This window comes from Ruminococcus sp. (genome assembly GCF_016287535.1).
In the GTDB taxonomy this organism is placed as follows: domain Bacteria; phylum Bacillota; class Clostridia; order Oscillospirales; family Ruminococcaceae; genus Ruminococcus.
In genome coordinates this window covers 142,845-166,079 of record NZ_JAEFAJ010000002.1, presented here as the reverse complement: position 1 = coordinate 166,079, position 23,235 = coordinate 142,845, and the positions used below count along the sequence as shown (strand labels likewise).

The window sequence follows — 23,235 nt, the reverse complement described above, 5'->3', positions numbered from 1 at the left end:
TAAAAAATACCAATTTCTTGACCGAAAATATTTTAAATTTTACATATTTTTAAGTTTGTCTGCATTTTTTACACCTATTCTTTGTTTTTGGGGTTGAATTTATCATTACAAATATTGTAAAATAGAGTAACAGCATGAAATGATATAAAATATATCATTACGTTGAACGAAAAATATACATTTTATTAATGAGGAGGAGAATGTATGAAAGTAAAAAAGTTGATTGCAGGCCTTACGGCTGCAAGCTGCCTTTCAGGGGTGATTACCGTTTTACCTGACGTAGTTTCGCGCACCTATGCTGCTGAGATCGTATACAACGATTTCGAGCGCAACTACGAAGGCTGGTACGGTGACGGCGAAAGCGTTGAGCTCACAGCTCAGCCCGGCGCAGGCTTCGGTACATCACGAGGCATGATGATATCAGGCCGTACTTCGTCATCTGACGGCGCAGCTTCTTCAAAGGGACTCTATCTCTTTGGCGGCGACGAATACACCTACAGTGTAAAGGTTTACAGCAAAACAGCTGAAAAGTTCCGCTTTTCACTTCTGACAATCGACGAAAAGACAGGAGAGGAAACTACTGTTCAGCTCGATTCAAAGAATGTCCCCGCAGGCGAGTGGACAGAGCTCAAAGGAAGCTATACAGCTTCAAAGGACAGCTATGAGTTCAGACTCAAAATAACAAACGATTCCACAGAGGACTTCCTGTTCGATGATTTCCTTATCACAGGCGACAAGGCTGCAAGCGAAGCACACGCTGCACCGTCGGGCAAGGGTCTCAAGGACGAGTTCGCAAACTATTTCCGCGTAGGTAATATCTTCAACAGAGGTACTATCAGCAACAGCGGTATACAGGGCATAATCCTGAAGGATCACAATGCTATCGAGTGTGAGAACGAGACAAAGCCCGACGCAACTCTGGTACAGAGCGGTTCATCGGACACAAATATAAAGGTATCCCTCAACAGCTGTGCTGCTATATGCGATTTCTGCGTAAAGAACGGTCTTGCTTTCAGAGGACATACTCTTGTATGGCACAGCCAGACTCCTGAGTGGTTCTTCAAGAGCAACCTCCAGCAGAACGGAAGCTGGGTTGACAAGAGCACCATGAGCAAGCGTATGGAAAGCTATATCCAGCATATGTTCGAGGCTTTCGCAACACAGTATCCGGACCTTGACCTCTACGCATACGACGTATGTAACGAGTGTATCTCGGACAACGGCAACGGCGGTCCGAGAGGCGGCGGCTACGGCAACGGCAACTCACCCTGGGTTCAGGTATACGGCGGCAACGGCTTCATCGAGGAGGCTTTCACTTACGCAAGAAAGTACGCTCCTTCAACCTGTAAGCTTTTCTACAATGACTATAACGAATTTGCCGACGGCAAGAAGAACAGTATCATCAACTCGATCCTCAAGCCACTGAAGGCTAAGGGCGTTCTCGACGGCATGGGAATGCAGTCCCACGTAAACGCTGCTGCAAGCAACGCATGGGGCGATACAAATTCTTATCTCAAGGCTATGGACGATTACCTCAACCTTGGCATCGAAGTTCAGGTAACAGAGCTTGATATCAGCGTTGAGAGCGGCAGGTACTCAAATACCGATCAGGCAAACAAGTACAAGGCTATATTCAAGCACGCTATGGACTGGAACAGCTCCGGTCACGACAACAAGGTAACTCTTGTTCAGATCTGGGGTCCGAACGACGCAAACTCATGGCTCAGTTCGGGCAGCAACGGACTTCTTTACAACGGCAGCAATCAGCCCAAGGAAGCGTATACAGCTCTTACAAGCCTCGTTCCCGACAGCGAGTGGGGCGTAGGTATCCCCTACACAGGTCCCGGCAGCAGCGGATTCACTCCAAAGCCTGTTGAGCCTGCAAAAGTAAGCGATGAGGGCTACTGGTTCCACAGCACATTTGAAAGCTCAACTGACAGCTGGTCAGGCAGAGGCGCAGCTTCTGTTGAGACAAGCAGCAGCACCAAGTTCGCAGGCAGCAAGTCTCTCTATGTAAGCGGCAGAACCAACTCATGGAACGGCGCTGCATTATCACTTGACTCAAGAGCATTCGAGGCAGGCGAGACCTACAGCTTCTCCGCTAATGCCTGCTATACAAGCGGTTCATCATCCACACAGGAGTTCAAGTTCACTCTCCAGTATGATGACGCTTCAGGCACAACAACCTACGATCAGATCGCACTTGCTTCAGCTCCAAAGGGCGAATGGGTACAGCTTGCAAATACAAGCTATACTATCCCCGCAGGCGCTTCCAATATGCAGATCTACGTTGAGACAACTGACGAAAACGAGTACGTTGACTTCTATATCGACGAAGTTATCGGCGCTCCCAAGGGCACAAAGGTTGACGGCGCAGGACAGCCTGACCTTCCGAGCGGCGGACAGACTTCATCCGGCGGACAGACATCTACAACTCTCCACCTCGGCGATATAAACTACGACGGCGTTATCAACTCCTTAGACATGGTCGAGGCAAGAAAAGCTATCGTCAAGGGCGGTTTCAGCGATTCAAACGCTCAGAAGGCTGCCGATGTTGACCAGAGCAAGGCATTTGACGTAACAGACCTCGTTTGTCTTCAGGAATTCATTCTTGGCAAGATCAAGGAATTCCCTGTAAACAAGCCGGCAGTTGCAACACTTGATGCCTCACAGTACGAGGCTAAGTTCAGCGGCATTACACTGGCAGAAAGCTTCAAGAAGCAAAACGAGAATAACCCGATCTATACTCAGCGTTTCGGTGCTGACCCAGGCTGGCTCGTATATGACGGCAGACTTTACGTTTACACAACAGCTGATGAATTCGCATACAAGAATGGTCAGCTTATTGAAAACGATTATTCTTCAGGCTATATCAACTGCTTATCAACTGCAGACCTTGTAAACTGGACTGACCACGGTCAGATCCCTGTTGCAAAAACAAGAGTAAACGGCACACCTATTGCAAGATGGGCTAATAACGCATGGGCTCCTGATGCAGCATGGAAAAAGATCAACGGACAGGACAAGTTCTTCCTTTACTTCGCAAACAATGGTTCAGGTATCGGTGTTATCACAGCTGACGACCCGACATTCACCAAGAATGTAAAGGATCCTCTCGGACACGAACTCATTTCAAGAAACACACCGAACAGTAACGTAACATGGCTCTTCGATCCGGGCGTTTACTATGACCCTGATACAGATACAGCTATCATTGCATACGGCGGCGGTGTTCCTGACGGACAGGCTGCCAATACAAAACAGGGACGTATCGCTAAGCTTGGCGATGACATGATCTCCATCGTAGGTACACCTATCGATCCCGGTACACCTTACCTCTTTGAAGACTCAAGCATGATCAAGATCGGCAACACATGGTATTATTCATTCTGCCACAACTGGAATGTTCCCGGCGGTGCAAATGTAAACGGTCAGTCATTCAGCAATGCTGATATCGGTTACATGACATCAACAAATCCGCTCAGTGGATATCAGTACCAGGGTGTTGTATTCAAGAACACAGCTACACAGAGACTTGATAACGGCGGTAACAACCACCACTCGATCATCGAATTCAAGGGCAGCTACTATGTACTTTATCACTCACGTCAGCTTGAAATGCGTATGGGCGTTAACGGCGGCAAGGGTCTTAACTACAGATCACCCTGTATCGACAAGGCAACTATAAACAACGGAAAGATCAGCTGTAACGGTTCACAGAACGGTGTAAGCCAGATCGAGAACCTCAACGCATACGAGACTGTACAGGCAGAGACAATGTCCAACCAGTCCAAGAACATAAGCGTAAGCGGTGTCGGCAACACAACTGTCAAGGCTAAGAAGGGCGATTGGATCAAGGTCAGCGGCGTTGACCTCAGCAATGGCGTATCTTCTATCACAGTCAAGGGCAGCGGCAACGCAGTAGTTAAGTTCTGTGTAGGTTCTGCAACAGGTACCTGCATCGGTTACGGCGAACTCAACGGCAGCGAGAACGAGCTGGCAGCAGTAGAGAATAACGTAACAGGTGTTAAGGATATCTACATGGTATTCAGCGGCGACTGCGAATTCGATTACTGGAAGCTCGCATAATATAATTCCTTTTCGATGTTGATCTGTGCGGTGCATCTGCACAAACGCGCCGCACAGATTGATATAATTCCAAAACTTTTATTGTAAGGGACAAATCAGAACAGGAAAGCCGTGCTTAGGCAGCACGGCTTTCCTGTTGTCCGACATAAAATGTCGGGTAACAACGGGACGTCGGGGACGCCGTCCCCGACAGTTTCATATTTTTAAACGGGTGGCATAACGCCGCCCCTACAGGCTAACGGCTAATGGCTAAAAGCTAACGGCTGAAAAAAGGAGTACCTCACGGTACTCCTTTTTTCATAGTATAAAGCATATCAGACCAGAACAGCCCTCGTTTATGACACGTTCGAGAGTTTCCTGCAGCTTCATTCGGGCGTCCACAGGCATTTTGAAAAGCTTGCTGTGAAGCCCCTCGTTGACAAGCTCGTGTAGGGACTTTCCGAAGATATTGCTCTCCCATATCTTCTTCGGGTCGTCGTCGAAGCCGTCAAGGAGATACATCACAAGCTCCTCGGACTGCCGCTCCGTACCGACAATAGGACTGATAGTGGTATTGATATTGGCTTTCATAAGGTGTATGGACGGCGCGGAGGCTTTGAGCTTTACGCCGTATTTGCCGCCCTGACGGATTATCTTAGGCTCCTCAAGGGACATCTCCTCCAGCTCCGGCATAACGATACCGTAGCCCGTAGCCTCCACCTCCGCAAGAGCCGGCTCGATACGCTTGTATTTGCGGCGTATCTCGTTGAGCTCCGACAGCAGGGGCATGAGGTCGCTTTCGCTCTCTATCTCTATACCCGTAGTTTCGCCGAGTATACGGTAGAAAAGACTGTTGTCAAGCTCGGCAGTTATGGTGACAGCCCCCTTGCCGAGATCTATACCGCTTATCTCCGCCTTTATTACGTCGGGACACTGTGCTATAGCCGCAGCCGCGTCCTCTGCCTCACGGACAAGCTTTATATCCTTGGCAGCATTGCGTATACAGTCCAGTATCTCTGATTTCAGCCAGTGTCCCTTGCCGAGAGTATTTATCCACCTCGCTGTGCGGATATTTATCTCCTTTATGGGGAAGGAGAAGAGTATCTCACGCATTATACCCCGTATATCCTCTTCGTCGAGGCTCAGGCAGTTCACAGGGACTACCTTCGCGTCGTAGCGCTCGGTAAGCTGCGCCGCAAGAGCCTTTGCTTCGGCAGAATCAGGATCTACGGTATTGAGTATCACCACAAAGGGCTTGCCGAGCTCTTTCAGCTCGCGGATAACTCTCTCCTCGCACTCCTCGTACTCCTCACGGGGGATATCGGTAACGGAGCCGTCGGTAGTTATTACAAGTCCTATAGTAGAATGGTCGGTGATGACCTTCTGAGTGCCTATCTCCGCAGCCATATTGAAGGGTATCTCCTCGTCGAACCACGAGGTCATTACCATACGGGGCTGCTCGTTCTCGATATAGCCGAGAGAGCTCGGAACAATATATCCCACGCAGTCTATGAGCCTCACGTTGAAGGAAGCACCGTCTCCGAGGTCGATACGGACAGCATCTTCAGGTATGAATTTCGGCTCGGTGGTCATTATGGTCTTTCCAGCGGCAGACTGAGGCAGCTCGTCAAGTGCTCTTTCCCGCTTGAACTCGCTGTTAATATTAGGTATAACAAGCGTTTCCATAAAACGCTTTATGAAGGTGGACTTTCCCGTCCGCACCGGTCCCACCACGCCGATGTAGATATCGCCGCCTGTACGCTCGGCGATATCACTGTATATATCTTTAGCCATAATATTCTCCTTTTTTCAGAACTAAGATCTAAGGACTAATATCCGCAAAACCAGACCTCTTAGTTCTATTTCTTAGCTCTTAGTTCTAAGCTCTTAGCTCTAATATTTCACGATACTATAGGTATCAGCAGCATACCGCCGTTTTCAAGTCTCTCACCGGTAAGGTCGTTTTCTTCCATTATAGCGGAAACGCTTGTGCTGTAGCGCTTTGCGATATCCCACACCTTCTCGTTTTCGCTGCCGAAATAGAGCTTTATCGCGTAATCGCCGTCCCGCTCCTTTCTGGAACTGTCGTCAACGGTTATATCCGTTACAGCTCTTATGGAATCAGAACTGTATACTGACAGCCTGACAGCCATATCAGCTTTTGCGGTAAGGACTCCCTCAGCAGAGATATCATAAGTGGTCCCACGGACATTTACCTCCGCCGAAACATCTGCACCGCTGATATGGTCCGGGAGCGCAATAGTTTCTTCAAAAGCCTCTTCGCGGTCCGGCATGGTGATACTGCCTGTATTCTCTTTTGCCGCCATAGAGTAAACGAGCATACCGCTGATGACCACAGAACGCCCGTCCTCACCGATATGAGCGTTGATATTCTTAGGCTCGCTCCACATTGCATATATCTTCAGCGGTACGTTCTCACCCTCAGCGAGCCTTGCGCTGTGGCGGATACTCTCATCGTATACCACCGGTATCTGCTCTGCCTTTATCTCTGACATTTCCACTCCGCAGGGATAAACTGTTGAAAAAGCGTCTTCCGCTATCATTACCGTTGCAGTCTTGACCGCCGTGCATGACAGCCTCAGCTCCGTCTCACAACGGACAGCACGGGCATCGCTGCCGCTTATTATGCTTATATCGCAGCTGACCGCTTCCGGCACCACCTTGCACTCAAAGCTGTCATCAAGCCCGTCAACGTCTATTATCTGACTGTAGCTCAGAGAGAAACGCATAGGCTCTACTGTCATCTCATCATTTATGTCTCCGGCATAAAGCAGTTCCACATCTGCTTCACCTCTTGCAAGGAGCTTTCCTGATATCAGCTTTATCTCACAGTCCTGAGCACTGCAGCGGCAGCTTATGACGCTGACGATATCAGGCTGAGCAGCGGTCAGCTCTATTTCCTCCTCGACACGTACATTCTTCACGGCTGACAGCCTCTGTGCAGCGTATTTCACAGGTACCTTCCTGAGCTGTATATTCATGCCCTCTGCGTCAGAGACCACCTCCTGCGCCTGCTCCCCCGCAACACTTATCTTGACGGAAACAGCCCCCCTCAGGTCGATACGGCGCTTGTTAACAGCACGGAAGTTCACATGATCGGTCTTTGCGGTTATCCTTACCTCAGGACGCTCCACGCTTTTTCCCAGCTCAGCAGTGCGTGTAAACGTCCTTTGCTGCTCCACGGACTGCACCGCCGAGCCGTCCTCGCCGCAATAGAGGATATGTATATCACACCTCAGCTCATAGGTCAACCTGTCACCGCTGACGTTCCAGTCTGTGATGACGGGAACAGCTTCACAGCGTATAAGACGGAATACGTCCGGACAGTAATCAGGCAGGATATAATCAAGTTCAACAGGCTGTTCCTGTACGCTGTCGCATATCACTTCAGCAGCCGGAACAGTCTCTTTGGTAAGTTTCAGATCCATAAAGTAGACCTCCTTGAAGATTGCTTTATGTAATGATATTCGGCAAAAGAATTATTTAGAACCGTACAGGCAGCACCTTATTTTGATAAAATTCATTACAAATTTACAAAGTCGGGTATAGACAAAATAGACAAAATATGCTATAATAATTGTGAACAACATAAAAAAGCAGCACCCCGAATGGCGTCTGCTTTTATTCTGCCCGAAAAACAGGGGCAAGAAAGGATAATATATGCTCCACGAGAAATCATGCGGCGCGATTGTCTACAGGAAATATCATGGCAATACGGAAATTCTGCTGATAAAGCATATCAACAGCGGTCACTGGTCCTTTCCCAAGGGACACGTTGAAAAGGGCGAGACCGAGGTCGAGACTGCTCGTCGTGAGATAATGGAGGAGACCTCCATTGACGTGATAATTGATCCGACATTCAGAGAAACAGTTACCTACTCACCAAAGAAAGACACCGTAAAGGTAGTCGTTTATTTTCTTGCCAAGGCGAAAAACGTGGATTTTTCACCTCAGGAGGGAGAGATAGCGGATATCCGCTGGGTAGACATTTCATACGCTGCGAATATACTGTCATACGAAAATGACAGAACTATAGTCGCTAAAGCAAAAAGCGCTATAAAAGAGAATCATTAAAAAAGGAGACCTTTTGGTCTCCTTTTTTAGCCATTAGCCGTCAGCTTGTAGGGGCGCACAGTGTGCGCCCGCTTGAATGTTCAGTTATTAGTGATTATTAGTGGACTGTGCCGGCACCGCCCACTGCAAATATATTCTCAATTATCAAAGAGTAACCGGCAGTCCGTTGATCTCGATAGTGGGGTCGTCAATGTCGATAAGGAGGCAGCGTCTGCCGTCAACTACGCTGGTGCGTACCTTATCCGCCGCCGAAGGCTTGATATTAACTGTTATTCCCGGTGCAGCAAGGACCGTCTTTGTCTCCACAAGGTTAGCAGCCGTAAGCGGAGCATTGCCGCATACCTTTTCGTACACGGGCTCTACCATATTCACACGCTCTTCCGGAAGTCCCACATCAACAAGTATATCTTTAAGCTTTATATTGTCAATGACAACCCTGTCCGTATCGTCCTTGTTGTCCTCGACAACCTCCTGTATCTTCTCGTTCACAGTCTTGATAAGAGTATAGTCAAGGTCGTCGCCCACAACATTTTTGAGTATGCTCTGGAAGCTGTTCTTTTCACTCTCTGCTGACATCACAAAGCTGCAGCCCAGTACATTCTCAACTACCGAAACATTGGGCGACTTCACATTCTTTGTATAGTACATAACATGATTTATATCGGAGCTCCTGTTGCTGAAAACAGGGTAAAGGAAGCCGTCCGAGGGAGCCTTGCTTATTATCAGCTCGGTATTCACCTTTTTTGTAATCTCATTGCCCACACTGTCGAAAACAAAACCGTCCTTGCTGGTATTCACAGGACATATAGCAGTAAGTATATAGCGGTACATCTCGTCCTCGCCCTCTGCGAACTCGTCATTTTTGTCCTTTTTGCGGATAGTGTAGGTGCAGTATGAGGTTATTACCGCAAAGGGCCCTGTATATGCGATATTATTTGCGATATGGTTCAGGAATTCCTCACAGGCGATATCGTCCTTCAGCTCAGATGTCAGGAGAGTATACAGGATATTCTGAGGCTGTCCCTCGTCATAAGCCTCATTCGGGAACTCATACTCGATAAATGCCTTGCCCACATTGGTATTGAGCACCTTTTTCAGAGTTTCGTCATATACATCATGCTCCTCCACAGGCATTGTAAGGCAAGAGCTTACATTATGGTAGCGAAGATTCTTTTCAGCGTCGATAAAAGCCGTAAGTACGCGCTCCATTATAAAGAAGCCGCTCTTGTCAGAAAAATTCTTCTTTATCTCCGCTGTTTCCTTTTTATTCATTATGTATTGTCCTTTCCGCATAAAATGGAGCTGCCGCCCGTAAGCGCCGCAGCTCCCTGTTATCATTTTACTGTAATGCTTCCGCCCTGAAGATGTTCAAAGGCATACTTCTCAAACGACTGGTCGTTTTCAGCATTTCTGAACATATCCGAATCCATGAAGTAGTATCCCAGATCATATACTGTTCCGGGCTTTGCGTCTTCCGGCACCTTGAAGTAGAACGTCGCTATATCGCCGTCTCTGCCGTCATTTTCCTTGAACACCGTCGTAAAGAAAAGTGAACGTGTCTTATTGCGTACCATTTCTTCCGGAAGATTCAGCTCCCAGTCCATAGCCACAAAACCTGCGCTCTTCTTTATAGCCGGACCTGCCTCATAATCAACTGAAAAGTCCGTACCGTCTTCATTTTCCAGCTTGCATTTCAGAACGTCGGGATATGTTATATGGATACCGCACATCATCCAGTTTTCGTTGGCACCGTTCACGGACACCGTGACCTCAGCCATTTCGCCGGGCTTTGCGGAAGTATCGCTTATCTTTATGACCGGACCGCTTGAAGCCTCAGGAACGTCCGCATATTTCAGGCGCATGAGCTCCATGCTCTCGGTCATTGTCGTGCCTTCAGCATTTTCGCCTGCCGAAGTTGAAGAAGGTGTCTTTCCGCTGTCCGAGACTACGGGTTCCTTCTTTTCAAGGCAGCCTGCCATACCGGCAGCTAAAGCCGCTGCAAGCAATGCTGCAAGGATATTACGCTTCATTTTTGGCTTTCTCCTTTCTGCCGGTAACATTAAAGCTTCCGTCCTTGACGGATATAACTATCTTATTAATTTCTGATACCTTTTCTATTATCAGGTCAGCGATACTGTCCTCTATCTCCTGACGGATAACACGGCGTATATCTCTTGCGCCGTAGGACTTGCCGAAGGATTTCTCCGCAATAAGATCAAGAGCTTCCTTTGTATATTCAAGTGATATATTCTTTTCCGCAAGGGGCTCCTTCATCTCATCGAGAGTAAGGGCAGCGATCTGAGCATAATGCTCCTTGGTAAGATCCTTGAATACCACTATCTCGTCGATACGGCTTATAAATTCCGGACGCAGGAAATCTCTCAGCCCCTTCATTGCCTTTTCGCGGGTTATCTCATTTTCTGTGCGGTTGAAGCCTACGCCTATGCTCTTGTCCGTAGAGCCTGCATTTGAGGTCATACAGATTATAGTATTTGCAAAGTTTACAGTTCTTCCGTGAGCGTCGTCCACCTTGCCCTCGTCAAGTATCTGCATGAGTATATTCATAACGTCGGGGTGAGCTTTTTCGATCTCGTCAAAGAGTATTACCGAATATGGCTTGCGGCGTACCTTTTCGGTGAGCTGTCCTGCCTCGTCGTAGCCTACATAACCCGGAGGCGAGCCTATCATACGCGCAACGGAGTGCTTCTCCATATACTCTGTCATATCCAGCCTGATAAGCGGATCCGGAGAGTCAAAGAGCTCCTCAGCCAGTACCTTTACAAGCTCGGTTTTTCCCACGCCCGTAGGACCTACGAATATGAACGAAGCAGGTCTGCGGCGCTTGCTGAGCTGTACTCTTGTACGCTTTATCGCCTTGGTAAGAACGCCTACAGCCTCTTCCTGACCGACGATGCGCTTTTTGAGTGCCTCGTCCAGCCTTGCTATCTTCAGGAAATCGTTCTCGGCTATCTTGCTTGCAGGGATACCGGTCCAGCGCTCTACCACCTTGGTAACATCGGACTCCTCAACATTCACGTTTTCAGCCTTTTCTTTAAGCTCCGCCTCGCTCTCGCGGAGGTGTATGAGCTTGCCCTTGACCTCTGCAAGAGCCTTGTAGTCTATCTCCTCCTGCTCGGATATGGTGTTCTCCATATCCTCCAGAACTTTTATTTCCTTTCTGCACTTCTCATACTCTCCTATTTCGGGAGAACGTATGGAAGCAAAGGCACAGCTCTCGTCAAGAAGGTCGATAGCCTTATCCGGCAGGAAACGGTCTGTGATATATCTCTCCGAGAGCACAGCACAGACTCTTACCAGATAATCCGAGATGTGTACCTTATGGAATTCCTCATAATACTTCTTTATTCCCACGAGTACACTTACTGTATCCTCTATAGTGGGCTCGTTTACTGTAACAGGCTGGAAACGGCGCTCCAGAGCGGAGTCCTTTTCGATATACTTGCGGTACTCGCCGAATGTGGTCGCACCTATTACCTGTACCTCGCCTCTTGAAAGTGCCGGCTTCAGGATATTCGCGGCGTTCATGGAACCCTCCGAGTCACCTGCGCCCACAAGATTATGGACCTCGTCGATAAAGAGTATGATATTTCCCTCGCGCTTTACCTCGTCAACAAGTCCCTTCACACGGCTCTCGAACTGTCCGCGGAACTGAGTTCCCGCAACGAGAGCAGTAAGGTCAAGGAGGTATATTTTCTTGTCCGCAAGGTTGAAGGGAACATTTCCCTCGTTTATGCGCAGGGCAATGCCTTCGGCGATAGCGGTCTTGCCGACGCCGGGCTCACCGATAAGACATGGATTGTTCTTGGTACGCCTTGAAAGGATCTGTATGACGCGGTCTATCTCCATATCTCTTCCGATGATATTGTCAAGCTTGCCGTCAGCCGCTTTCTGTGAGAGGTTAGTGCAGTAGCTGCCGAGGAATTTCGGCTCCTTTATTTTTTTATCCTTGCCTCTGCCGAAGGGAGGTCCCTTTTTTTCCTTGTTGTCTGAAAACTTTTCATCGTCTGAGCTCTTCCCGCCGAAGAGATTTCTCGGATCGAAGCCGCTCTTTTCGCCCTCATCGCCGTCAGAATCATTTCCGCCGAACATATTTGTTATAAAATCAGGGAGCACACCTGAACCGCCCATCTCAAAGCTGTCGCCGTCCAGCATACCCATCATCTGATCGGAGAGCTGATCCAGCTCCTCGTCGGTGATACCGAGTTTATCCATATATTCCTTTATCTGCGGGATATTCTGTGCTCTCGCGCATGAAAGGCAGAGTCCCTCGTTTTTCTTCTCGCTTCCCTGAACAGAGGTTATGAACACCACCGCAGGTCTTTTTTTGCATTTACTGCACATTATCATCAGGCAGTTCCTCCTGTAGTTAGTTATGACCGCATCTCCGCGTAAAAGCGGAGTGAACGGCATATCGCATCATATCCGGTATACTACCATTTCTGCACGATCTGATAGAAATACTTGAAAATATAGCTCTTCTCAATTACATCATGATTGAAGAACAGCATTTTATTGCTGCCCATAATCACATACAGTCTTATGATCACTGCAATGGCGAATACTATCGCCGCAGCCTTTGCGATACCTATTATACCGCAGAAAATATATGTTACCGCACCATTGTCCGTATGGTCGTTCCTTGCGGCAGCGTGTGCTATGGCAAGCGCTGCGAGCAGGATAAGTACAAACGCTATAAGATATACAATAAGCCTGATATAAGTCCTGTAAGGCGTCATAAGATAATGATCCACAAGGAAATTTGCACCCGGCTGTGAATTCTCCGGATCGCTTATGATCTTCAGGAACTGCCAGAATGTCTGCGGATCCTTTCTGATCTCATTTGCAGCATATTCTGCCGAATACTGATTCAGCTGCCTTGAGATGAGGGATTTTGCCGCTTCCGCATAGCAGTTATGGAGCTTTTCGTAGAATACTTCTTCCTCATCGACTTTCTTATTGCTGAGCTTATTCAGGAAATCATAGATATTATAGTCAACATCTTCGCCTGAGCTGTAGACGTCCTCAAGGGCACTCGGACTTACATAGATATTGTATTTCAGTCCCTCGATCTTTGCTGCAAGCTCTTCCGAATACTTGTAATCATAAAGCGTCTGGTGCATCTTCTGGGAATTGCTTCCCCTTATGGCATCCTCGGTTATTTTGTCAGCTATCCCCGAACTGATTGAAAAGCTGACAAATACTGCCAGAATATAGCCTACTACTGCAAATGACGCCTTGAGCAGACCCTTCTTTGCTGTAATAAATATGCACAGGGCTGCTACAGCTATTACGATAACATCGTAAAACCACCAAAATTGTTCTCCCATACTATTTCGCGCCTATCACATCCGATGACGCTGCCTCCTTTCGGGTAATAGAATTGATCCTTGATAAGAGTCAGCTTTCATAATCTATACGGTCTATTTTATTGTAGCCCATCAGGAAAATATGATCATCGCTGCGTACAAAGCCGGTATATGAGTCGCTTACGTCCGCAATGGAACGCAGTCCGCCGCGGAAATCATAAGCCATTATCTTTCCCTGACACATTACATATGCCAGGTCCTCATAGATGGTAACGTCAATTGAAGGCTCATCAAGCACTATTTCGAGCGCTTCGGCTTTTTCGCCGCTGAACAGAGCCATGACGTATTTTCTTCTATCATCGTTATTTACTATAACTGCTGAATTGCCGTTCTCGCTTGCGCCTGCAACAAACTCGCCGTCATAAGAGTAATACGAGCTTATCTGACCGCTGTTGTCAACATAGCCGCAGGCGTCTGCGCCGATAACAAAAGCGCCGCTTTCGTATCCGCAGACATTGAGACCGAGGGTATTGAGACCCGGGGATGTCCAGTGCTCCGATTTCTCATTGAAACTGATCTTCTGAACCTTGGTAATGAGCTGACCGTTTTCTGCTGAGATATATCCCAGCACGCAACCTTTGCTTCCGTCAATAAAGCTTAGGTCACTGACTCTTTCGATACATTGCCTTTTGTAAATGTACTTTCCCCTTTTATCATACACTGTAAGCTCACAGTTGTAGTTGTCCTCAGTGGTCACTACAGCTGTATAGCCCTCCTCGCTTATCCTTGCGAAGAGTATCTGTCTTTTGGCGAAGGTCTTTGTGTAGAAGACCTGATCCTCGTCCTCTACACTGAGATCATTTCCGCCCTGTTCATAAAGCAGGGCCCGTCCTCCTGCGGTACGCAGCACTGTATTGTTGTATGTATGCTGCCGGCGCTTCATAAGTGTGCCGTCAGTATCATAGTAATAAGTATACGTATCGCTGAGCAGTATCATCTTTCTGCCTGAAAGGCAGAGCTGATATTCTGATCCGCCGCTGACCTCTATAGGAAAGTTTCCTTCAGCAAGCTTGCCCGAATTGACGATAGTCCTGTACTGTTCTCCTATACCCCTTAATTTATTATACCACTTTTCGCGGGTAAAATAAAGCCCCGTTCCGACAGCGGCTGCCAGCAGTATCAAAATCAACCGCCGCAGTCGTTTTTGCCGCTTCATCCGATTTTTCTGATCTACGATGTCATCGGCGTCATAAACCTTCGGCACGCTGGCACCTCCTTTTTTTGTTCCGTTTTTTATATTTCTTTCATCAGCTCCTCCTCACTGTAGAACACACGGTTCAGGTACAGTCCGTGAGCCATTGCCGTTCTTCCGGCTCTGAGCCGGTCCTTTGCGGCAAGTATAGCAGGTATATCGTCGGGAGCTATCCTTTTCTCGCTCACATCGATGAGAGTGCCTGCGATTATCCTAATCATATTATACAAAAAACCGTTGCCTTTTACAAGCATTATCACAGAATCTCCACTATTTTCTATTTTGAAGGAATAAATAGTCCTGATAGTGGTGGAAACATTTGTACAGTCAGCACAAAACGATGAAAAATCGTGAGTTCCCACAAAGTATCCTGCTGCTTTTCTTGCAGCCTCTATGTCGAATGTTCTCCTGTAGTGCAGCATAAGATCTGCCGCAAAGGGGTTTTTCGACTCGCTGCAGTGCATTTTATAGATATACTCCTTTCCCTTGCAGTCATACCTGGCATGAAAATCAAGGGGAGCGTCCTCGCAGCTGAGAATGGAAATATCATCAGGCAGCTCGCCGTTCACTCCTCTGCAGAAGCCGAGGCAGTTTATACTGCTGCCGGTCTTTACATTGAAGCAGAACATATTGGCGTGTACTCCCGTATCCGTTCTCGAACAGCCTGTAACTGTCACCGGTTCATTGAGCACCTTTGAGAGTCCTCTCTCCAGAACTTCCTGAACAGTAACAGCATTGTCCTGACGCTGGAATCCATGATATTTAGTACCTCGGTATGCCGCCATTACTTTTAGATTGCGCATTATCCGCCTCCTTTTCAGCCGTTCCGCCACCGTCATAGAGAACTACCTCGGAGTCCTCGACTCTGCCGATGTGGTCCTCCGGTCTCGGTATGCCGAACTGGTCATATATTGCAGCGCCCTGTCTGTATGTCGAGGGCACAGGGGCGTTTTCCGCTTCCTTCTGCATCGCTGCCGCATGGTTTTTCCGGCGTATCATCCGCCGTCTTTCGCCAAGCATCAAAAGTATCACAAGCACTGTACACAGGAAAGATATGGTCACTCCGAGAGGGAATCCCTCCGGGGTATACTCGATCCTCACGTCGTGCTCGCCGCTGCCGACTCTTACTCCGAGCATAGCCTGCAGCACCTTGAAAGTCTCGGTCCTTTCACCGTCGATATAGACCTTCCAGCCCTTCTCGTAAGGGATAGACAGATAAAGCACTCCGTCATCCTTTACGCTGAGCTTTCCGCTTATCTTACGGTCGCTTAACTTCTTTATCTCAAGCTGCTCATCTGCGAGAGCGCGGTAGACGTCTTCAAAGGTGTCTTTTTTCAGGGCATAGACCATAAGCTTGAAGTTTCCCGACTTGTGCTTCTCATTTGATGTGATCTTCACAGTCGATTCATCTCCTGCCTGACCGTTGCCCATAGGGAACAGTATCGGATAGCTCTCGATAAGCTTTCCGGAGTCGATAAGGTAATCTCCGCACTTTATCTCAAGCTGATCGCAGGTACCGCCTGAGCCGTTTGCGTAGCCGTAGATATAGCTTCCGTCAAGGCAGGCGTATGTATAGGTAGCGCTGCCGGTAGGCTCTTCGGTATTGTTCTGGAAAGTATAGTTGCCGTAGCTGTTCTTGGTGACGTCAAGCCCGTCATATTCCGCAAGAGCCACAGGCTGCGGCACGAAGAATTCCACTTCTCTGCCCGTCAGGCGGCTGACGAGCTTATTCTGGTACTCGAAGGGGTTAGCCGCGCCGTTATCCTCCATATCGAGCACATTTTCGCTGACCATGAATCCCAGGGAAAGAGGGTAGCGGTTCTCGTAAAGGTTCGAGCTGCCGTATGTCCTTATATTGTCGAAAGCCCACTCCTCGGAATTAAGGTCCCCGCTCTTCTTTACAAGGTATTTTATACCGAAGAGAGCGTTTACCAGAGGAGTATTCGTCCTGTAGTAGTATCTGTTACCTGCCTCTGAGGCATACAGTCCCAGCCGTTTGCACAGTGTAGTCACTGAAACATTTGCAGCCGAAGAGAACTGTGAAAGTCCGTAATACCCGTAGAGCGCACTGTCATTGAGAGTGTAGGTAGAGCTCATTTCAGTACGGTAGAACGGTGAACGGTCATTCTTTCTCTCATATTTCAGAAGTGACTCGACCTCCTGGTAATTTGCGGGATAATCCTTGTATCCCGTAGTATCGACAGTCTTTACGCCAAGCTGAGCGTTGCTGATGAACTCGCTGAACATAGCTGCGGAAAGCGCGAGGGTCAGGAGAATATTGCGGTTTTTCTGCAATCTGAAGGGAAAGACCTTTGCGGATATGAATATGAGCCAGAATGCTCCGGTTATTATCGCAGAGCTCTTTATCGCCCCCTCAAATCTGTAGTCAACACCCTTCGATATCTTGTTGAGCACAAATACCGTTGCAGGGGCTATGAGCATTAGAACGAGCTGATATATCTTTATCCCCCTCGAAAGTATCACATCATAAGCCCTGAACGCCGCCGCGGCGAGTACAAAGCTGAATATGAATGCAAAACGGTATGGTATCTGATTTGTGAAATGGAAGCCGTGCCATATATAGTTCAGGATATTCATATTGCAGCTGACGGCAATAACACCCAGCATAACAAGAGCAGCTATCTTCTCCCTTATCTTTATGCCGAATGAGAACAGGAATACTCCGAAGAGCAGCACTGCCAGCATTCCGCAGGCGAAGTTCGGAAGTCCGTCCACCTTTGTAGGCTCGTCATACGACAGCAGATGAGCGAATAACTTCTTCCAGTCTTCATAGAAGGTAACCTGCTTGGGCATTGTGTTGTTGACGCTGTATGTCAGCTTCAGTCCGAAATAAGCAGGCAGGAGCATGAACGCGCCGAGACCTATGCCCAGCACAGATGAACGTATCATCACAAACAGCTTCCTGAACCAGTCCTTTATCCCTTTACACTCGATAATGCTTGCAGCCGCAAACATGAACACCGAGAATATGCAGGTAAAGTATCCTATGTAGTAGTTTGCTATGAGAGACAGCGCAAGGGAGAATGTGAACATCTTCCACTTCCCCTCGCGGCAGAGCGCTACTATCCCAAGCATTACCAGCGGGAAAAGCGCGATCGTATCGAACCACATTACGTTCCAGTAATAGCCTAAGGTATAGCTGCTGAGAGCGTATGCGACCGAGAACATACATATCGAGAAATCCCTGCGGTGATAGGTATACCTCAGGAACGAGCTGAAAAACGCTCCCGCGAAGCCTATCTTCGCCGCAAGTATGAATGTAAGTGCGTCCCTTTCGCCGCCGTTTCCGAAAAACAGCGATATCCAGTTCAGCGGACTCGCCGCATAGTACGAAATCAGCGAAAGGAAATTCGTGCCCAGACCGTTCTCCCACGAATACAGGAATGAACCGCCTGTAGCCAATTTCTCATGCACCACCCTGAAAAACGGATAGTACTGATGCCACAGGTCAACGACCAGTATCTGTCTGTCACCGAAAGGGTGTATCCCGAACACGCCGAATGCGTAAAGCATTATTGAAAAAGGTATCAGGAACGAAATAATGAAATAAAGTACGCCCTTTTCGTATAATATCCGGTAAAATTTACCTTTTCTGAACTGCTCAAGCTTTATGCGTGCAGCAATTCGTCTTTCTTCTTTGTTCATCGTTTTCCTCTCTGTCGTCCGTATCAGAGCAGCCTGCCCAGCACGATGACTCCCACAAGGAAGAGCACCGTTACCGCAAGGGCGATATAGTCTCTCGGAGCGGACTTGAGTTGTCTTAATCTTGTTCTGCCTTCGCCGCCGTGATAGCAGCGGCATTCCATAGCTGTCGCAAGCTCGTCGGCGCGTCTGAACGCGGAGATGAACAGCGGTACAAGTATGGATATGAGGTTCTTTGCTCTCGTCGTGAAGCTGCCTGTATCTATTTCGGCTCCACGGGCCTTCTGTGCTGACATTATCTTGTCTGTTTCCTCGATGAGAGTGGGTATGAACCTGAGCGCTATCGACATCATCATAGCCAGCTCATGCACCGGGAACTTCACCTTCCTGAGCGGCGAGAGCAGCCGCTCTATAGCGTCAGTAAGCGTGACAGGCGACGTAGTATAGGTCAGCAGGGAGGTGCCCATTATCAGGAGAACTATCCTTATGACCATGAATACGCTTGCATTCAGTCCTGCCTCTGTTATTTTTATGAATCTCCACTGCCACAGTATATCTCCGCTGCTCATGAAGAAAAGGTTTATGACCGCCATTATCAGAAGAAACGGCAGCAGCGGCTTTACGCTCTTCAGGAACATCTTCAGAGGTATCCGCGAAAGGAATATAGCGCCGAAGGTGTAAACCGCCCCCACTGCGAGACACGCATAGTTCCCGCCGGAGAACAGCATTATGATATAAATGAGCGTAATTACGATCTTGAATCTCGGATCGAGCCTGTGGATTATACTGTCACCGGGAAAGTACTGTCCGATAGTGATATCTCTCAGCATTCAGCGTACCTTCCTTTCATTCAGTTGCTTCAGGAGAAGGTCGCGGGCATAGCCTACCGTGTAGACTTCCTTGCCGAAGTCGAGCCCTCTGCGCTTCAGTTCTCCGAAGACCTTTGTTATCTGGGGTACGTCGAGACCGATGTTTGATATCTCTTCGGCTCTTGCGAATACCTTTACCGTTTCGTCATAGCAGAAGAGCTTCGCCTTGCTCATAACGAGTATCCTGTCCGCAAATGAAGCTATATCCTCCATACTGTGCGAAACGATAAGAATAGTATTTTTAGTGCGCTCGTGATAGCGCCTGATATGTTCAAGTATCTTGTCCCTGCCGGCAGGGTCGAGACCTGCGGTGGGCTCGTCGAGTATGAGCACTCTCGGCTCCATCGCCATAACGCCGGCTATAGCCACACGGCGCTTCTGACCGCCGGAGAGCTCAAAAGGAGACCTTTCGAGGAGCTCCTCGGAAAGTCCGATATCATGGGCAGTCTCATATACGCGGCGCTTTATCTCTGCTTCGTCCAGTCCCATATTCCTGGGACCGAAAGCGATGTCCTTGTAGACAGTCTCCTCGAATATCTGATATTCAGGATACTGAAAAACAAGTCCCACCTTAAATCGCACGTCACGTATCTTGTCCTTGTCCTCCCATATATCCTTTCCGTCAAGGAGAACCTTTCCGGAGGTAGGCTTCAGCAGTCCGTTGAAATGCTGTATGAGAGTGGACTTTCCCGAACCGGTATGTCCCATAACGCCCACCATATCGCCCTCTTCTATCTGAAGGCTCACATGGTCCACAGCCGTCTTTTCAAAGGGCGTTCCTATGCTGTAGGTATATGTAAGTTCCTGTGTTTCAAGGATAGCCAATTCTATTCTCCTTTTCTTTCCTGTACGGCAGACCTGCTCAGTCTGCGAACAGCTTTTCTATAGCCGCCACACATTCCTCTTCCGATATTATCTCAGGAGATATGTCGCAGCCTGACTTTCTCAGCTCCCATATCAGCTCAGTCACCTGCGGTACGTCAAGCCCTATGGATTTCAGCTTTTCCACCTGCGAAAAGACCTTTTCAGGCACATCGTCAAGGACTACCAGTCCCTTGTCCATTACCACGACTCGGTCGCAGTCCGCAGCCTCGTCCATATAATGGGTTATGAGAACTATGGTTATGCCCTGTTCGCGGTTCATGCGGTGTATAGTCGCAAGGACTTCCTTTCGTCCCTGAGGGTCAAGCATAGCCGTGGGCTCGTCGAGTATGATACACTTTGGCTGCATGGCGATTATGCCTGCTATAGCCACTCTCTGCTTCTGACCGCCGGAGAGCTGACTGGGGGAATGGAGCCTGTATTCGTACATTCCCACAGCTTTCAGGCTGTCGTCAACACGTCTGCGCATCTCCTCATAGGGTACGCCGAGGTTTTCAAGGGCAAATGCCACGTCCTCCTCGACTATCGAGGAAACTATCTGGTTATCAGGGTTCTGGAAGACCATTCCTGCCCTCTGACGCAGGTCATATATCCTGCTCTCGTCCTTGGTGTCTATTCCGTCAACCGTGACTGTTCCCTCAGTAGGTAGCAGTATTGCGTTCAGGTGCTTTGCAAGGGTGGATTTACCGCAGCCATTGTGCCCCAGCACCGCCACGAATTCTCCCTGCTTTATATCAAGGTCTATGCCTTTCAGGACTTCGACAGGCTTTTTTTCCTCGTCGTCGGACTCATAGGCAAAGTGAAGACCTTTTATATCGATTATATTTTCCATATCTGTCCCTGTTCTTAAATGATCTTTATACTGGAAGCCATCTTCAGAGCCTCCGACATTGAACCTGCAAAGATCATTACTGTATACTCGGTATTTTCATCGGCAAAGATACTTGCGCTGAAGGAAGTCCTGTATTTTTCGGTATCTTCCTCTTCCATTTCCGCTTCATTGTACAAGCCGTTTATATATATCGGATGTCCGTCGGATTCTGTTACAAAGACCTCCGCCACATTGCTGAACTCGATACCCTTTGCAAGCACAGCGGTCTCAAACGCATCAGCGTTTTCGTCTGTCCTGCTGCTGCCTGTAAGAGCAAGCACTGCTCTGTAAAAAGACAGCCTTGTGCCGTCATATCCTATCCCAAGCTCAGAAAAGGCGTTACGGACTTTTTCATCGGTTATCTCAGGAAAATCCTCATCTCCGCCAAAGCCCTCGTCCCATGTGTAACCTGCCCACGGTATGATATGGACTGTTCCTGACGGGTTCCTGTATTCCTCGGATCCGGTAAAGCCTTCAGACGCTTCCACATCGGGAGGTACGCACATACTGATGCCCTTGAACGACAATTCCTTCCAGTCATCGGGGATATCATACTTTTCTATCTGCTGAGCCGTCATGTCAGCTTTCTCGAACGCTTCGTCTATTGCCCTCTGTTTCATGGATCCGCGTTTTTCGGCTTCATATTCGCTCATATTTTTGGTCTGTGTTTCCTCAGCGCTTTTTTTCTGAGCTTTCCCTGACTTTTCGCAGGAAACTGCCGTCAGAGCCATTGCAGCCGCAATAAGCGCTATTATCAGTTTTTTCATATTCTTATCCTTTATTTCTTTAATTCTCCCGCATCATCAGTCAGCCTGCCATATAGCGGTCGAACCGCAGGGGAGCGTCATTCCCGTTGACTTTACGGGAAGTCCTATCTCGTCAAAGCTCACATTTCCGCCGGACCTGCCGCTGAGTACAGTTCCGAGTATATATCCCATCACCGAAGGAGAAAGTCCTGTGGTATAGCTGTTTATCAGAAAGAACAGCGGCTCGTCCGAGAGCACTCCCGAACACAGCTTCACAAGGTCGTATACGCAGTTTTCCAGCTTCCACACCTCTCCTCCCGGACCTCTGCCGTAGCTGGGAGGATCCATGATGACCGCGTCATACTTCCGTCCGCGGCGTATCTCCCTTGCGATGAACTTCTCACAGTCGTCCACTATCCAGCGTATGGGCTTTTCGGTAAGTCCGGAAGCAGCCGCATTGTCTCTCGCCCACTGCACCATGCCCTTTGAGGCGTCCACATGACACACAGAAGCACCTGCCGCCGCACAGGCAAGAGTTGCTCCGCCGGTATAGGCAAACAGGTTGAGTACGTTTATCTCACGTCCTGCACTGCGTATCTTATCTGCCATAAAGTCCCAGTTCACAGCCTGCTCAGGAAAAAGTCCGGTATGCTTGAAGCCGGTGGGACGGATATTGAAGGTAAGGTCGCCGTAGCTTATGTTCCACGATTCCGGGAGCCTCTTGCGGAACTCCCATTTCCCTCCGCCCTGATTTGAACGGTGATAGTGACCGTCCGCGTTATTCCAGAGAGGATCATTGCGCCCGGTCTTCCATATTATCTGCGGATCAGGACGCACGAGGCTTATACCGCCCCATATTTCCAGCTTCTCTCCGTCAGAAGTATCTATTATACTGTAATCCTTCCAGTTACTTGCTGTTCTCAAAACAAATGCTCCTTAGTTTTATTCCTCAAGGTAATTCTTTACCCATATACAGGCAATTATTGCAGCCGCCGCTATCAGAAACAGCAGTCCGAGCCCGACCAGAGCCACTATATTCATGACCAGCTGTCTCTTAGGGTGAAAATCCCGGTAGGGCACAGCGTCAGGGTTCACGGCGTATTCGTCGTTAAGTTCCTCGCAAAGCCCGCTGTACTGTGGGTAAGTCACGGCAAAATACTTTGCGGAATCCACGTTTTCCCTTATTTTGCGCTTTACGCAGATATCGTTCAATGCCGCCGCTGCCTTCCGCACAGGATAATTCAGCAGAAGCGCTGCCGCAATATTGATAAGCCCTTTCTTTATACCTATGCTGTTGGCGTTGATAATAACAGCGCCGGCAGCAAAGCATACTAAAAATATGCCGAAATACTCGACAGCCGCCGCAAGGTCGCTCTCCTTGTAATACCAGTAGCTGACGGAGACGTACAAATTGCTGACATCGACCTTTTCGGCTCCGGGACTTTCTTTTTTCTTTTTCATG

17 protein-coding genes are annotated in these 23,235 nt (G+C 48.5%); 2 read left to right on the top strand and 15 right to left on the bottom strand.

Translation table 11 applies throughout. The annotated features are described in order from the left end of the window. Positions 1 to 204: 204 nt before the first annotated feature. Positions 205 to 4,089 carry an endo-1,4-beta-xylanase gene (locus tag QZZ36_RS02325; protein WP_295076108.1) on the top strand — a complete coding sequence of 1,295 codons (3,885 nt, stop codon included), beginning with the start codon at positions 205 to 207 and terminating at the stop codon, positions 4,087 to 4,089. Between the two features lie 297 nt (positions 4,090 to 4,386). Here QZZ36_RS02325 and spoIVA read toward each other — a convergent pair whose 3' ends face one another. Both spoIVA and QZZ36_RS02315 read right to left on the bottom strand, forming a co-directional pair. Next, entirely contained in the window at positions 4,387 to 5,862 is a 1,476-nt protein-coding gene (spoIVA, locus tag QZZ36_RS02320) for a stage IV sporulation protein A (RefSeq protein WP_295076104.1), read from the bottom strand. Positions 5,863 to 5,969: 107 nt separating this feature from the next. Next, entirely contained in the window at positions 5,970 to 7,517 is a 1,548-nt protein-coding gene (locus QZZ36_RS02315) for an SPOCS domain-containing protein (protein WP_295076101.1), read from the bottom strand. 232 nt (positions 7,518 to 7,749) lie between these two features. On the opposite strand from QZZ36_RS02315, the gene QZZ36_RS02310 reads away from it, so the two are divergent. After that, a complete protein-coding gene (locus QZZ36_RS02310) occupies positions 7,750 to 8,163 on the top strand; it encodes an NUDIX domain-containing protein (RefSeq protein WP_295076098.1) in 414 nt (137 codons plus the stop codon). A 144-nt stretch (positions 8,164 to 8,307) separates the two neighbouring features. Here the strand turns inward: QZZ36_RS02310 and QZZ36_RS02305 are convergent, their stop codons facing one another. From QZZ36_RS02305 to QZZ36_RS02245, 13 genes are all read right to left on the bottom strand, one after another. Further along, a complete protein-coding gene (locus tag QZZ36_RS02305; protein ID WP_295076095.1) occupies positions 8,308 to 9,435 on the bottom strand; it encodes a DUF4317 domain-containing protein in 1,128 nt (375 codons plus the stop codon). A 62-nt stretch (positions 9,436 to 9,497) separates the two neighbouring features. Further along, positions 9,498 to 10,193, bottom strand: a complete 696-nt coding sequence (locus QZZ36_RS02300) for a cohesin domain-containing protein (RefSeq protein ID WP_295076092.1) — start codon at positions 10,191 to 10,193, stop codon at positions 9,498 to 9,500. Further along, positions 10,183 to 12,531, bottom strand: coding sequence for an ATP-dependent Clp protease ATP-binding subunit (locus QZZ36_RS02295; RefSeq protein WP_295076089.1), 2,349 nt, complete (start codon positions 12,529 to 12,531; stop codon positions 10,183 to 10,185). The genes QZZ36_RS02300 and QZZ36_RS02295 overlap by 11 nt, the downstream gene beginning before the upstream one ends. A gap of 83 nt (positions 12,532 to 12,614) precedes the next feature. Continuing rightward, positions 12,615 to 13,511 (bottom strand): hypothetical protein, encoded by an 897-nt coding sequence (locus QZZ36_RS02290; RefSeq protein WP_295076087.1) that lies wholly within the window; start codon positions 13,509 to 13,511, stop codon positions 12,615 to 12,617. Between the two features lie 70 nt (positions 13,512 to 13,581). Beyond that, positions 13,582 to 14,754: a DUF5711 family protein gene (locus QZZ36_RS02285; protein WP_295076084.1), complete on the bottom strand. Its 1,173-nt coding sequence runs from the start codon at positions 14,752 to 14,754 to the stop codon at positions 13,582 to 13,584. A gap of 29 nt (positions 14,755 to 14,783) precedes the next feature. Then, the gene (gene truA, locus QZZ36_RS02280) at positions 14,784 to 15,545 is read right to left on the bottom strand and encodes a tRNA pseudouridine(38-40) synthase TruA (protein WP_295076081.1); all 762 of its coding nucleotides are present in this window, start codon (positions 15,543 to 15,545) and stop codon (positions 14,784 to 14,786) included. Further along, the gene (locus QZZ36_RS02275; RefSeq protein WP_295076078.1) at positions 15,505 to 18,408 is read right to left on the bottom strand and encodes a YfhO family protein; all 2,904 of its coding nucleotides are present in this window, start codon (positions 18,406 to 18,408) and stop codon (positions 15,505 to 15,507) included. Before QZZ36_RS02275 ends, truA begins: the two co-directional genes overlap by 41 nt. Positions 18,409 to 18,431: 23 nt before the next feature. After that, positions 18,432 to 19,235 (bottom strand): energy-coupling factor transporter transmembrane component T, encoded by an 804-nt coding sequence (locus tag QZZ36_RS02270; protein WP_295076075.1) that lies wholly within the window; start codon positions 19,233 to 19,235, stop codon positions 18,432 to 18,434. Then, entirely contained in the window at positions 19,236 to 20,099 is an 864-nt protein-coding gene (locus tag QZZ36_RS02265) for an energy-coupling factor transporter ATPase (protein ID WP_295076072.1), read from the bottom strand. A gap of 37 nt (positions 20,100 to 20,136) precedes the next feature. Beyond that, positions 20,137 to 20,988, bottom strand: a complete 852-nt coding sequence (locus QZZ36_RS02260; RefSeq protein WP_295076069.1) for an energy-coupling factor transporter ATPase — start codon at positions 20,986 to 20,988, stop codon at positions 20,137 to 20,139. A 14-nt stretch (positions 20,989 to 21,002) separates the two neighbouring features. Next, positions 21,003 to 21,794 carry a hypothetical protein gene (locus tag QZZ36_RS02255; RefSeq protein WP_295076066.1) on the bottom strand — a complete coding sequence of 264 codons (792 nt, stop codon included), beginning with the start codon at positions 21,792 to 21,794 and terminating at the stop codon, positions 21,003 to 21,005. Between the two features lie 36 nt (positions 21,795 to 21,830). After that, entirely contained in the window at positions 21,831 to 22,697 is an 867-nt protein-coding gene (locus QZZ36_RS02250; protein ID WP_295076063.1) for a class I SAM-dependent methyltransferase, read from the bottom strand. A gap of 18 nt (positions 22,698 to 22,715) precedes the next feature. Continuing rightward, on the bottom strand, positions 22,716 to 23,234 hold the full coding sequence (locus QZZ36_RS02245) for a hypothetical protein (protein WP_295076060.1): 519 nt from the start codon (positions 23,232 to 23,234) through the stop codon (positions 22,716 to 22,718). Position 23,235 lies beyond the last annotated feature (1 nt).